The sequence below is a fragment of the Pseudomonas pseudonitroreducens genome, from assembly GCF_021603645.1.
Classification (GTDB): domain Bacteria; phylum Pseudomonadota; class Gammaproteobacteria; order Pseudomonadales; family Pseudomonadaceae; genus Pseudomonas; species Pseudomonas pseudonitroreducens.
Window position 1 is genome coordinate 1 of sequence record NZ_BQHJ01000003.1, and the last position, 12691, is coordinate 12691.

The window sequence follows — 12691 nt, forward strand, 5'->3', positions numbered from 1 at the left end:
TCAGTAGTGAAACGACGCATCGCCGATGGTAGTGTGGAGTTTCTCCATGTGAGAGTAGGTCATCGTCAAGCTCCTATCCCAAGACCCCTGGTCAGCATCGCTGGCCGGGGGTTTTGCTTTTGCGCGGCAATAAAGTCCGGCGATTCTGAAGTGGCCGTATGCAGCCCAGGTGTACGAAAGGCATCGTGGAGAGCTGCGTCCCAGGCAGCTTTCTCCATGAAGTTCGAGGCATTGTTCGGGCACCGGAGACGCGGTTGCGTCGTCTACAATAGCTTCAAATTTTCCCTGAGTTCCTACATGCCCGACATTGAAGGAGATGCCTTGCGGGATCTGCCTCTGGAAGAGCTGATGGCTTGCCACGAGTGCGATCTGCTGATGCGTCGCGAGCCCGTTCCTCTAGGGCACCGTTCCGTATGCCCACGCTGTGGATACGAGCTGGAAATCCACCGTCCGCACATGGTCCGTCGCGCACTGGCATTGGTGCTGACGGCCTTGATCCTGTACATCCCGGCCAACTTCCTGCCGATCATGCACATCACCATCCTGGGCCAGACCAGCATGGACACCGTCTGGAGCGGCGTCGTCGGTCTGTATCACTCGAACATGGCCGGCGTCGCCGCCCTGGTGTTCCTGTGCAGCATGGTGATCCCCCTGGCGAAGCTGCTTTGCCAGTTGTTCGTGCTGTTATCCATCCGCTACAAGGCGTTGCGTGAGCACGGCATGCTGCTGTTGCGCGGTTATCAGCACCTGCGTGAGTGGGGGATGCTCGAGGTTTATCTGATGGGCATTCTGGTTTCCATCGTCAAACTGATCGGCATGGCGGAGTTGCACGTCAGCATTGGCCTGGCCTGCTTCGTGGGCCTGCTGTTCACCCAGGTCTGGCTGGAGGTCACCATGTCCCACCATCAGGTCTGGGGCGAGCTTTCGGGGGAGTTCGACGATGCGAGCCATTGATGCGGGAATCGTGGTTTGTGGCGAATGCCACCAACTCAATCGCCGCGAAGAGGACGATGAAACCCATTGTCGCCGCTGCGGCGCAGTAGTGCATGAGCGCCGGCCCAACAGCATCATTCGGACCTGGGCGCTGCTCATCACTGCAGCAATCCTCTACATTCCCGCGAACCTGCTGCCGATCATGACGGTCAACTTCCTCGGCAACGGCATGCCGGCGACGATCATGGAAGGGGTGGTCGAGTTGATCAACGCGGACATGCTGCCCATCGCTGCCGTGGTGTTCATCGCCAGTATTCTGGTACCGACCTTCAAGCTCATCGGTATCGCCTTGCTGCTGTATTCGGTGCAGCGGCGACAGCCGCTTTCCGCCCTGCAACGCAACGTGATGTACCGCTTCATCGAGTGGATTGGCCGCTGGTCGATGCTCGACATCTTCGTCATCGCGATCCTGGTGACGTTGGTAAATTTCGGCAACCTGGCCAGTATCGAGGCGAACCTCGGCGCGGCCGCCTTTGCCTGTGTGGTGGTGCTCACCATGCTGGCTGCAGTGACTTTCGATCCCCGGCTGATCTGGGATAACACGGACGCGGAAAACGACGATGAGTGATCTCCCTACCCCCAAGATGCGCAAGACCACCAACTGGTCGGCAATCTGGATCCTGCCGCTGATCGCACTGGCGATCGGAGCCTGGCTGGCCTGGCGTGCCTACGACCAGGCGGGGATCATGATCAACATCCAGTTCGAGAGCGGTGAGGGTATCCAGGCCAACAAGACCGAGGTGATCTTCAAGGGCATCGGTGTCGGCAAGGTGGTCGACCTGCATGTCAACAAGCCGACCCTGGGCGTGACGGCGACCGTGGAGATGCGTAAGGAAGCAGCCGAGTACCTCAGCAAGGGCACGCGTTTCTGGCTGGTCAAACCGCGCGTTTCGATCGCCGGTGTCACCGGGCTGGAAACGCTGGTGTCGGGTAACTACATCGCCATCGATCCGGTAAAGGGGGAGCAGGAAAAGGACTTCGTCGCACTGAAGGAACCGCCACCGCTTTCCGATAGCCTGCCAGGCCTGCACCTGACCCTGAAGGCCGACCGCCTGGGCTCCCTGGAGCAGGGCAGCCCGATCTATTACCGGCAGATCCAGGTCGGGCAGGTGAAGAGCTATCAGTTGGCGGCGGACCAGAAGACCATCGAGGTCAAGGTTCACATCGAGCCGGCCTACGCCAACCTGGTGCGCAAGCACACGCGTTTCTGGAATGCCAGCGGCATCACCCTGTCCGGTAGCCTGAGCGGCCTCAAGCTGCGTACCGAGTCGCTTGCGAGCATCGCTGCCGGCGGTATCGCCTTCGCCACGCCGGAGAACTATCCGGACAGCCCGCCCACCGACCCGACCAAACCCTTCCGTCTGTATGAGGATTTCGATGCGGCCCAGGCCGGCCTCAGCGTCAAGGTGAAGGTCAGCGACGTCAGCGGCCTCACTCCCGGCAGCACTCCAGTGATGTACAACGGCGTGCAGGTCGGCACGGTGAAGAGCATCGATATGGACAAGGACTTCAACGGCGCCACTGCCACCCTGTCCATGGACCCGCGTACCGAGGAGTTCCTCAACAGCAAGACCGAGTTCTGGATGGTCAAGCCGAGTATTTCGCTGGCCGGTATCACCGGACTGGAAGCGCTGGTGAAGGGCAACTACCTCAACGTGCGCTTTGCCAGTGGCGGCGACCCGACCCGCGATTTTGTCATCCGGCCCAAAGCGCCGCCGCTGAATCTCGACTCACCGGGTCTGCATCTGGTGCTGACCACCGATCAACTGGGTTCGCTGGAAGTGGGTACTCCGATCCTCTACCGCCAGATGAAGGTGGGCAGTGTGCAGAGCTACCAGCTCTCCCGTCGTGACCCATCGCGGCTGATCATCGGCGCTCATATCGAGCCGGAGTACGCCAAGCTGGTGAACACCTCGTCGCGGTTCTGGAATATCAGCGGCGTCACCATCAGCGGTGGTCTGGACGGCATCAAGCTGAAGAGCGAGTCGCTGCAGACGCTGATCGCTGGCGGTATCGCCTTCGATACGCCCGACCCGAAGGCACCGCCGGTGACCAAGGTGCGCCGATTCGCCCTGTTCGATAGTGAGGAAGATGCGCATCTCAAGGGCCAACTGATCGACCTGCGTGCCGACTCGGCCGATGGCCTCAAGGAAGGTACGGTGCTGCGTTACAAGGGCCTCGAGGTCGGCCGTGTCGAGCAGGTCGAATTGAGCAAGGACCTGCAGACAGTGCAGCTGAAGGCACGCCTGACTCGTGCGGCGGATCGTATCGCCCGCCAGGGTACGCGCTTCTGGGTGGTGGGGCCGCAAGTCGGGCTGGCCGGTGTCAGCAACCTGGGCACTATTGTCAGTGGGCAGTACATCGAGGTTCTGCCAGCTGCCAAGGCGGGGCAGGCGCAATCGAGTTTCAACCTGCTCGACGGCGAACCCAATCGACTGCTGGACGCTGACGGCCTGCGCCTGACGCTGAGTGCTGCCCGGCGCGGCTCGCTGAAGGCTGGTGTCCCTGTGACCTACCGCGAAGTACAGGTCGGCAAGGTGACCTCCTTTGAACTGGGCGAGACCGGTGACCGCGTGCTGATCCACATCCTCATCGAGCCGCGCTATGCGCCGCTGGTGCATACCGGCAGCCGCTTCTGGAACACCAGTGGCTTTGGCGTGGATGCCGGCCTGTTCAAGGGGGTGAAGGTGCGCACCGAATCGATGGAGACGATCCTTGCTGGTGGAGTGGCCTTTGCGACGCCGAACAACACCGACATGGGGCCACCGGCCAAGCCGGGGCAGACGTTCGCTCTGTTCGACGAGGCCAACGACGAGTGGCTGGACTGGGCGCCGAAGATTCCGCTGGGCAAGGCGAACTGAGCTAAGCCGCACAGAAAAGGGTCGCAGCAGCGGCCCTTTTCATTCCCTGGGGTTGGCGGAAGCGCGAGCAGCGTTTGCAGGATGGCGTGGAGCGCAGCGATTCCCATCAGCATCGTCGTTCGGGGCGGCATGGCTATCGCAGGCCCCACCCATCCTGCGAAATGGGCTTCGGTGTCATGCGGTTCGCGAGCAAGCTCGCTTCTACAAGGGGGGCTCAGCTGGAAAGGAAAAAGCCCCGCATCGCGGGGCTTTTTCGTTAACGCTGCGAGAGCATCACGCCGGCTCGGCGCTGGCTTCCACGTCGTTGTGCGCAGCCTTTTCAGTGTCCCGGCGACGGATGTACTTCCAGTCTGCCTCGTCGATGTAGATGCCGTTGGGGCCGCTGCCGCCTTCCAGGTCGATGGCCACCTGCGCCGAGACCTGCGGCTTCACGCTCGCCAGGATCGGCACGAAGCCCAGCTGCAGGCTGGTCTCCAGCAGCGCCGACTGGTTGCGTTCGTCGATATCTGCCGCCTCGTCGAGGTAGTAGGGCAGACGCACGCGGCCGGCCTGCTCGCGGTCCATCAGGTGCAGCAACAGGTACATGTTGGTCAGCGCCTTGATGGTCATGGTGGTGCCGTTGGATGCCGCACCGTCGATGTCGGTGTGCATGATCGGCTGGCCGCCCATCTTGGTGATCTCGAACGCCAGCTCGAACAGGTCCTTCAGGCCCAGCTGGTTGTTGTTCGCTGCCACCAGGCGCGACAGGTAGTCCTTGGCTTCCTCGTTCTTCGCATCCTGCTCGGCGCTCTGGGTCAGGTCGAAGACGGAGAGGTTCTCGCCCTCTTCGTACTGGCCGGCGCTGTGGATGATCTGGTCGATGTGCTTGAGCGCGTCCTTGTTCGGCGCCAGCACGATGCGGAAGCTCTGCAGGTTCGACACCTGGCGTTTGTTGATCTCGCGGTTGAACAGCGCCAGCTGGTGTTCCAGGTTGTCGTAGTCGCTGCGGATGTTGCGCAGGGTCCGGGCGATGTCGGTGACGGCAGCACGGCGCGCCTTGGCCAGGGTCATGGCTTCGTCGGTGCGGTGCGCGTAGGCGTTGATCAGCAGTTGCAGGCGACGCTCGGGATCATCCTCGCTGTCGAACTTGGCCACGCCCTTGAGGCGGACCTGGGCGTACAGCGCTTCGATCTGGCCGTCCACGCGCTGCAGCGATTGCCAGGTGTCCTGGTAGTCGTTGAGCAACGGCAGCAGGTTATCCATGGAGTCGTCGACCGGGTCCATGAACGGGATGCCGAAGGGCAGGTTGGCCGGCAGCAACTGGCGGCGGCGCAGGGCGTCGTCGAGGGTGCGCTGCTTGGCTTCCATGTCGGCGAGCTGGCGACCGATCAGCTGCAGCTTGGCGGAGAGCTGTTGGACGCGTTCGGTGAAGGCGTCGGCGGAGCGCTTGAGTTCGTCCTGGGTGGCTTCCAACTGGGCGAGCTGCTCCAGCTTGGCGGGCTCTTCGGCGTTCAATGTCTGGCTGCGGCGGAAGTCTTCCAGCGCCTTTTGCGCATCGAGCACGTCCTGGTACAGCTTGTCCGCCTGGGCCTTGCTGGCATTGCGGTCGGCGGCGACGGCCTGCTGGGTCTTGAGCTGCTTGAGCTCCTTCTCCAGGCGTTCCTTCTGGTCGCGCAGCGCGGCGCGGTCGGCCAGCGCCTGCAGAGCCGGCGGCTCGATGGTGGAGATGTCGATGGAGAGGCCGGGCACTTCGAAGCGCTCGCCCTTGAAGGCATCGAGGATCTTCTCGACGCTGCCGACCCACTGTCCGGCTTCGTCGAGGTCCACACCCTTTTCGCCCAGCGGCAGGCTGAACAGCGCGCCGTTGAACAGACGCATCAGGCGCTCGACGTCCTGTTGGGAGAATTCTTCGCGCAGGCGGGCGTAGCTGTTGTTGTCGGCATGTTCGAGCTGTTGGCGAACGCCCTTCAGACGTTTTTCCAGGTCGCGCATGCGTTCTTCCAGGTCTTCGCTGGAGAACTGCCGGGAGTGCGCCAGGGCGCCGGCCAGTTCGTCGTGGGCGTCCTTGGCGGCGAGCAGTTGCTGCTCCAGTACCTTGACGTCGTCGACCAGTGCGAAGCGATTCTTCAGCACGGCGAGTTCGCCCATCCAGCGCTGGATCTCGCTGATCTCGCGCTCCAGGCGCATCAGCTCGGCGGTGCTGCCGCGCTGCTCGTTCTGCAGGCCGTCCTGCTCGCGCTTGTAGTGCTCGGCCTGGATGACCAGCTCTTCCTTGCGCGCCCCGGAGTAGTCTTCCCAGGTACCCAGCAGGTTATCCAGCAGCGGCGAGAGGCGGTGCATCTTGCCGCGCAGCAGTTCGCGCTGCTGCACGCCGTTGGCCAGGGCCTCGACCAGCGGGCCGGCGGCGACCAGGGCCTGGTAGTCACCCTCCATGCGACGTACGTCGCGGAAGGCTTCTTCGCAGGCGGCGATGTAGTCGACGCTGCCCGAACGCAGGCTGTGCTCGAAGGCATCGAGGAACAGCTGCTTGAGCTTGGCGGCGGTGATCTCGCGCATGTGCAGCAGGTTGATGAACAGCGAGCGGAAGGTCTTCAGGCTCTGTTCGCTGGTGCTGCGCAGCGGGATCAGGGTCAGGTCCAGCGGGATCGAGGTGTGGCCGCCAACCAGCAGGCGGCGCAGTTCGTCCGGCTTCAGCTCGTAGGACTTGATGCCTTCGCGCTCGAGGTTGGCGTACAGCTCGCGCAGGCGCAGGCAGGTGCCGTTCTTCTGGTAATGCTCCAGGTCCAGCTCGCCCTGGTAGGCGAAGAACTGGTGGCCGAAGCCGCCGCCCGGACCGCGGCCGCCGACGCCAATCACATGGCGGCCGTTGGGCAGGTCAAGTTCGATGAGGATGTAGCTGGTGTCGGTGGCGAAGTAGAACTTGCGCGAGGCTTCCAGGCTGTACTTGCCGAAGCTCATGTCGGACATGCGCGCGAGGATCGGGAACTGCAGCGCGTTGATCGACGCCGACTTGCCGAGGTTGTTCGCGCCGTACACCGACAGCGGCTGCTCCAGCGGGAAGATGCCGAGGCTGTAGCCGGCGGTGTTGAGCAGGGCGAAGCGGCGGATGCCGTAGCGTTCCTGGGTCATGCCTGGGCCTCCTGTTCTTCGGCGATGGCGCGGGCGAGGGCGTCTTCTTCGCTCTCTTCTGCCGCGACGGCAGCGGGTTCGTCGATCACCACGATGGCGTCTTCGCTGTCTTCCAGCGGTTCGCTGGCGTAGGACTCGAGGATCACTACCGGCTCATCGTCTTCTTCCATCAGCGCGGGCGCGGTGAACTGCATTTCGCTGGCGTGCAGGTTGCTGGCCAGGTCGCGGTCCTGCTGGACCGACAGGCAGACGTCGAGGAAGCGGTGGATCGGCGGCAGGAAGCGGTACACGCCATTGTCCTCGGCGGCGAAGCCGAGCTGGGTGAGGCGGCGCATGACCTTCTCTTCCAGTTCTTCCTGGGTGGTCACTTCGGCCTGCAGGAACAGGTCGCGGTACTTCTCCAGCAGCGGCGGCAACTCGTCGCGGCCGATGCTGCCGCCGTCGAGCACGGCCAGCGGGTCGCGGCCCTGGTCAGCGAGGTGCTCGACCAGGATGAAGGTGAACAGTGCCAGGCGCTGGGCAGTCTTGTTCACCTGGGCGCCGGTCTGCTCGGGGACGAAGTAGTAGAAGCCGCGGGTATCGCAGACCAGTTCGTAGCCCAGGCTGCGGAACAGCGCGCGGTAGGCGTCCTGCTGGTTGGACAGCTGGCTGTACAGCTCCGGGTCGCGGCGGCTGATGTGGAAGCCCTTGAACAGCTCGCGGAAGATCGGCGCGAGCTGGGTCATTTCGGTGAGATTAATCTGCATGCGATTCGCTCTTGCTGTCCTTGCCAGCGGTCGGGCCGGCGATCAGGGCGAAGGAGCACAGGCTGACGCTGTGCTGGAGAGTGTCGTATTGGGCTCGCTCGAGGCGGTCGCGCTGGAAGCGGGCATCGCGTGACAGGCGCGAGAACCAGTAGAGCAGTTCGTCGGTGGCGCCTTCGGGCTCCTGCTCCAGCAGCCATTGCATGAGGTCCGGCAGGGGCAGGGCGGCCTGGCAGCGGTCGAGCATTTCCCGCGCGGTGCGTGGCGAGCGCTGCGGGCCGTCGCTCTTGCGATTGCCGCTGGCCTTGGGGAAATGCGCAGGCTTGGGCTGGAAATTGGCGAGGGCGAAGACGTAGCTCTCGACCTGCGATGCGGTGCCGAGGAAGTTGCTCTGCGGCCGGGTGAACATCGGCATGGCGGCCTGCGGCACGGCGTCGATGCCCTTGCGACGGATGACCGACAGCGCCAGGGCGGCGCCGCGGGTGATCGCGTTGTGCCGGCGCGCTTCCTCGCGCAGCGGCAGCAGCAGTTCGCGGGCGCGGCGCAGGGTGAGCTGGGCGGTGGTCTGCATTTCCAGGATGCGCGCGTGGGTGCGCAGCAACTGGTCGTCGTCGACCAATTGGCCGAGACGCGCCTGTTCGCTGAGCAGGCGCAGCAGCACCTGTTCCACGCGGTGCACACCCTGTTCGAAGGCGCCGTCGGCGGAAACCAGCTGGATCATCGGCTCGACGTATTCGTCCCAGGTCGCCAGGACTTCCGCGTAGCGCTGGCGCAGCGGAATCTGCCGGTCCTGGGTCTTCGCCCGATCGGCCACGGCGACCAGCGCCTGCTCGTCGTTGGCGAGTTTCTTCAGCACGTCGCGTACGCGCATGTCGAGCAGGCGCAGCTGTCGGGCCAGGTCGTTGCCGTCGCGGGCCTCGAAAGCTTCGCGGATGTAGCCGGCGAGGCGTTCCAGGTGGCGCAGGTAGGCTTCGATCTCCAGGCACAGGCCCAGGCGGTGTTCCTGGCGCAGGTAGGCGAGGAAGTCGTGGATCTGCGCGTTCAGCTCGAAGCGGTTGGGGCTCTTGGCCACCGGGACGAGGATATCCAGGCGCACCCACTGGTCGAGCAGGGCGGTGATGTCCACCGGGGTGCTGTCGGGCAACTGGCTGGTGAGCTGGATGCGCAGCTCCACCAGGCTCAGGGTGCCGGCGTCGAAGCGCTCGCACAGCGGTTCGAGCAGCACCCAGTGTTCAGCGAGGGCGCGTAGTACGCGTCGTGGGTCGATCATCGGCTTGGTTGGGCCCGGAATGAACAAAGGGAGCGATTGTACTGCAAAGGTCTACCCCTGGCCGACAGGGTGACGAAACGCGTCAGATTGCGACGGCACGAGCAGCGCCCGTGTGACGCATCTCACGGAAAATCAGGGCTAAATGGCTGAATTTTCTGGCAAGTTTTTTGCCAAAGTCTTTATTCAGAGACCTAGAAATCAGAGTCTGATCAGCGCAGATGACCTACGACGCCGCACTCGCCAAAGCCCGTTGGGCCGAACTGGAACGCCAGAACGACCTCGACTGGGACCTGGATGCGATCACCGATCGCAACGAAGCCATTGCCTTCCTGCAACGCTTCGAGAATCGCTTGTGCATCTATTCGTCGTATGTCGAGAAGCTGTACAGCAACTACAGCTTCGTGATTCCGGAGAGCCAGGAAGGCGGCATTACCATCCTGCCGGATGAGCAGGCCTGGTTCGACACCTTCCACGACATTCCTGGCGATGCGGTGGAGCCTACCGGCATCCACATCCTGCCCGGCGAGACCATGGGCTACAGCGGGCTGTACCTGAAGATCCCCGGCGAGCACCGACTGGTCGCCTCGCGGGAGTTGCCCTTCCAGGATGGCCTGAAGCTGCTGATCAACCGTTACCGCATGCGCGGGGACATCTTCCTGCCGGTGCTGGTGAAGGGCGACTTGCGCGAGTACGAGGCGCGCATGCCGTCGCTGCACCTGCACCGCCTGAACATAGCCAAGCTGCAGGCTCATTCGCGGCTCAACCTCGATGCCATCAAGGGCGCGATCGCCGAGCACCTGATCGGCCTTTTCCGTCATCAGTGAGCCTTTAGCTGCGACAGGCTGTCACCCGGGTGTGACGATGGGTAACAACCCGGCCCGGACATTCCTTTCCTCGTCTATCGTTTGAGGCGATTTACTCGACTATGGGTCGGCCCGCCGTGGCGGGTGAGTTCCTATAGTGGCATCACGGCGCCGAGTCTCGCCCTGTTCCACGAGCCGATACGCCCGACGAATAACAACAGGCGCCCGCCAAAAGGGGGCCAGGAAAGGAGAGTGCCATGCGTCAGTCCTCCGGTCCGCTCATGCGTGCCCTTGCCTTGCTCTGCGGCGGCCTGCTGGCCTTTTCCGCCCAGGCGCGCATGCAGTCGATGGACGATGAAGAGCTGTCCGCCATCTCCGGTCAGGGTGCGATGCTCACCGTCGACGCCTCCACCTACCAGAACTACCAGTACACCCGGCTGAACTTCGGCGCCGACGTCAGCCTGCTGACCAATATCGACCAGTTGAGCCTGGGCAACTACAGCCGCACGGGCTCGACCACCGTCTCCGGCCAGCCGGCGGATATCCTGATCAACAACTTCGCCCTGGGCCGGGTGGACAACGCCAACTCCCCCGATGCCAAGGTGGTGCCGTTCCAGATCCGCGACCCCTACGTCGAGTTCGCTTTCCAGACCAACAACGGGGTGCGCCAACTGGTGGGGGCACGGGTCGGCTTCGGCAAGGCGCAGGGCGATCTTTCCGGTGACATCCTGTCGATCACCGGCAACCTGCAGGGGCAGATCTACGGCCCGGCCTCCATTGCCTACGACTACTACACCCGCAATGGTTGCCCGAACATCATCAACTGCCTTGCCCTGGCGGTAGCCGGCGACACCCCGGTATACGCCGACGTGGTGCTGCTCAAGCGCGGTACCGGCGAGGCCACCATCAACGGCCAGCCGATCAACCGCGCCGAGCAGATCGGCATTGCCAAGGGCGACTCGCTGCATTCGGATGCCGGCGGCCTGATCGCCTCGTTGATCCCGACCCTGTCGACCACCAGCAACTGCCAGGCGCTGGGCCTGACCACCTGCTTCGACCTGACCAACTACAAGACCATCTACATCGGCAAGCCGGGCTCCACCGATATCAACACCGGCGCCCAGGGCATCTTCTTCTCCCTGCAGAACCAGAACGTGCCCTGGCAGGACCTGGCCAACGCCGGCAACTTCGTCAACACCCAGTCCGGCGCCTTCGCCAACTTCCCGAAGGTCGGCAGCGGCGCGGACGCCGTCTACCCGATCCTGATCAACCTCTACGACGCCCTGCGCGGCCTGCCCCGGCAGTCCACCTGCATGGGTGCGCAAGCGGCGGGTTGCTGAGATGAGCTGGCGCGCGGCGCTACTCGCCTGCCTGGCCGGTTGCCTGGTGAGCCTGCCGGCACTGGGCATGAAGGCCCTGGATGACGACCAACTGGAAGAAGTCAGCGGGGCGGGACTGGGCTTCTTCATCGATGGCTTCAGCTACGACCAGGCGAGCGCTACCTCGAAGATCACCGGGGTGAAGAACAGTGCCAACCAGGACGTGCAGGTGGACATTACTGGCGCCTACATCAAGGGCGCTGGCAGCCAGCGCGGTACCCTGGATACCAAGGCCTACCTGGGTACGCCGATGCACGCCTTCACCCTCGGCCCGGTGAAGTACAAGGCGGGGCTGAACATTCCCGCCAGCCAGGAAGCGCTGCAACTGATGACGCCGACCTGGACCGACCCGATCAACGATACCCACAAGTTCGGCCTGTGGTCGTACTACCAGGGCTGCCTGTATGGCGACGCCGGTTGCACCAACCCGGCCCAGGCGACGAACAAGATCAACGCCGAACTGAGCGCACTGAAGACCCAGCGCGACACGCTGCTGACCACCTACTCGAACAACATGGTGACGCTCAAGAGTGGCATCGATGCCGACATGGTGGTGGTCAACCAGCGCGAGGCGCAGGTGGACACGGCGCAAGCCACGCAGAAGACCAACTACAACAGCATGAACACCCGCTATAACGCCGCTCCCACGCAGGTCTGCGGACTGTGGTGCGTGGACCGTCCGGCGCTGGGGACCAAATACGATTGCGGCATCCTCGCCGCCTGTAACAACAACACCGCGGTGAAGAACTACAACGCCTCGGTGGATACCTACAACACCAGCACCGGCGACCTCACCACCGCGCAGCAGAACCTCAGCGCCGCCTGGTCGGTCAGCCGCAACGGCGTGACCTTGAGCCAGCGCGCCAGCGACTACGACAAGTTCGTCCAGCTCTGCGGTGCGCAAGGCGGCAGCGCCACCACCTGCGTCAGCGGCACCATCACCCGCACCGAGAAGAATGTGTCCACGGTGCAATTGGTGGCCGGCGCCATGCAGAACTCTTCCGGCACCCGCATCCAGGGCCTGGATATCGGCATCGCCACCAAGTTCACCCTGCCCAGCACCGCCTACAACAGCAACGGCAGCGCAGGTGCCACCACCACGCGGACCGACTTCTTCTCCATCGCCCTGGAGAACTTCACCCTCAACGGCTCGTACCTCAACCTGTGGGGCGACTCCGCTGGCCTGAAGGCCTCCATGAGCCTGCAGATGTATGCCGACAAGTTGATCATCGCCGGCTGCGAGAATTGCGCCGACAGCAACAAGGTGGTGGCCAAGAACGTCTACTTCGACCTCAACCTGGGCGACGCCAACTACCAGCCGGCGACGCTCTCGGTGGCCAGCAACGGCGACCTGATGCTCAGCGCGCCGGGCGTCACCTGGGCCAATCACGAGGCCTTCTACCAGAACGTGCAGAAGAGCAATATCAGCATCGGCAACCTGAACATCAGCGGCACCGACGTCGGTTCCCAGGCCATTCGCGGCCTGCGTATCGATTACCTGAACGTCCGTACCGTGAACCTGCCGCGCTAGCGC

General features: G+C 63.5%; 9 protein-coding genes. 6 read left to right on the forward strand and 3 right to left on the reverse strand.

Annotation, left to right across the window (positions count from 1 at the left end):
* Window positions 1–297: 297 nt before the first annotated feature.
* The 3 genes from L6D89_RS07855 to L6D89_RS07865 are packed head-to-tail and all read left to right on the forward strand — an operon-like array spanning window position 298 to window position 3854.
* Complete coding sequence (locus L6D89_RS07855) at window positions 298–954, forward strand: paraquat-inducible protein A (protein ID WP_236172999.1); 657 nt, start codon at window positions 298–300, stop codon at window positions 952–954.
* Window positions 941–1561: a paraquat-inducible protein A gene (locus tag L6D89_RS07860; RefSeq protein WP_236199293.1), complete on the forward strand. Its 621-nt coding sequence runs from the start codon at window positions 941–943 to the stop codon at window positions 1559–1561. The genes L6D89_RS07855 and L6D89_RS07860 overlap by 14 nt, the downstream gene beginning before the upstream one ends.
* Window positions 1554–3854, forward strand: coding sequence for a PqiB family protein (locus L6D89_RS07865; RefSeq protein ID WP_236199294.1), 2301 nt, complete (start codon window positions 1554–1556; stop codon window positions 3852–3854). Before L6D89_RS07860 ends, L6D89_RS07865 begins: the two co-directional genes overlap by 8 nt.
* Window positions 3855–4127: 273 nt before the next feature.
* On the opposite strand, the gene mksF is transcribed toward L6D89_RS07865, so the two are convergent.
* The 3 genes from mksF to mksB are packed head-to-tail and all read right to left on the reverse strand — an operon-like array spanning window position 4128 to window position 8975.
* The gene (gene mksF / locus L6D89_RS07870) at window positions 4128–6962 is read right to left on the reverse strand and encodes an Mks condensin complex protein MksF (protein WP_236199295.1); all 2835 of its coding nucleotides are present in this window, start codon (window positions 6960–6962) and stop codon (window positions 4128–4130) included.
* The gene (mksE, locus tag L6D89_RS07875; RefSeq protein ID WP_236199296.1) at window positions 6959–7708 is read right to left on the reverse strand and encodes an Mks condensin complex protein MksE; all 750 of its coding nucleotides are present in this window, start codon (window positions 7706–7708) and stop codon (window positions 6959–6961) included. Before mksE ends, mksF begins: the two co-directional genes overlap by 4 nt.
* Window positions 7698–8975, reverse strand: coding sequence for an Mks condensin complex protein MksB (gene mksB, locus L6D89_RS07880; RefSeq protein WP_024766610.1), 1278 nt, complete (start codon window positions 8973–8975; stop codon window positions 7698–7700). The genes mksE and mksB overlap by 11 nt, the downstream gene beginning before the upstream one ends.
* Before the next feature lie 218 nt (window positions 8976–9193).
* Here mksB and L6D89_RS07885 point away from each other — a divergent pair, with 218 nt between their 5' ends.
* The 3 genes from L6D89_RS07885 (at window position 9194) to L6D89_RS07895 (ending at window position 12688) form a co-directional block, all read left to right on the forward strand.
* Window positions 9194–9799, forward strand: coding sequence for a hypothetical protein (locus L6D89_RS07885; protein ID WP_192292447.1), 606 nt, complete (start codon window positions 9194–9196; stop codon window positions 9797–9799).
* Between the two features lie 236 nt (window positions 9800–10035).
* A complete protein-coding gene (locus L6D89_RS07890; RefSeq protein WP_236199297.1) occupies window positions 10036–11118 on the forward strand; it encodes a hypothetical protein in 1083 nt (360 codons plus the stop codon).
* Between the two features lies 1 nt (window position 11119).
* Window positions 11120–12688 (forward strand): hypothetical protein, encoded by a 1569-nt coding sequence (locus L6D89_RS07895; RefSeq protein WP_236199298.1) that lies wholly within the window; start codon window positions 11120–11122, stop codon window positions 12686–12688.
* Window positions 12689–12691: the final 3 nt, after the last annotated feature.